At 56.4% G+C, this 601-nt stretch carries 1 protein-coding gene; it reads left to right on the top strand.

Going from position 1 to position 601, the window contains the following annotated elements:
* Window positions 1-601 (top strand): hypothetical protein (locus B3520_RS15220; protein WP_286876390.1); only part of this gene is annotated, 601 nt, incomplete at both ends.

Below are 601 nucleotides of genomic sequence, written 5' to 3'. Positions count from 1 at the left end.
GGTTGAACTCGGGAACGAAGAAAATCTACGCCTCACTGCCTTCAGCGGCATCCAGGTGCTGAAGGGCTCGGGTGACGATCACCTTCAGGGGCGTAATAACGCTACCGACTGGATCTACGGCGCCGATTCTCAATGGACGCTCTATGACCCGAACACAAGCACGAATCCGTTGGTCACTTTTGACGGAGTGAGCAAAGTGATCGGTGGTACCGGCAATGACCGGTTCACCCTCTCGGCGGATGCGGTCTACACCGGCGCAATCGATGGCGGTGGGCAAGCGGCTGGTTCGGCCAGCATCAACAGCCTGACCATCAATGGCAATCCCAATATTTGGTATCTCGACGGTCGTACTGAGAGTGCGGTGGTCGAGCGTGATACGACAGCCAATTTACGACTCGAGAGTTTCAGTCGTATACAACGACTGGAAGGTACGGGCGAGGATCAGGTCCAGGGCCGCAATGAGGCCACCGATTGGGTCTATGGTGCTGACAGTCAGTGGAACCTCTATGAACCGGATACCACCAATAACGCCCTGATAACGCTGACTGGCATGAGCAAGGTTACCGGTGGTGCGGGTGCGGATCGGTTCATGCTGCTCGAG

It is taken from the genome of Marinimicrobium sp. UBA4509 (assembly GCF_002388575.1).
Taxonomy (GTDB): Bacteria; Pseudomonadota; Gammaproteobacteria; order Pseudomonadales; family Cellvibrionaceae; genus Marinimicrobium; species Marinimicrobium koreense.
This window is presented reverse-complemented; position numbering and strand designations above follow the sequence as displayed.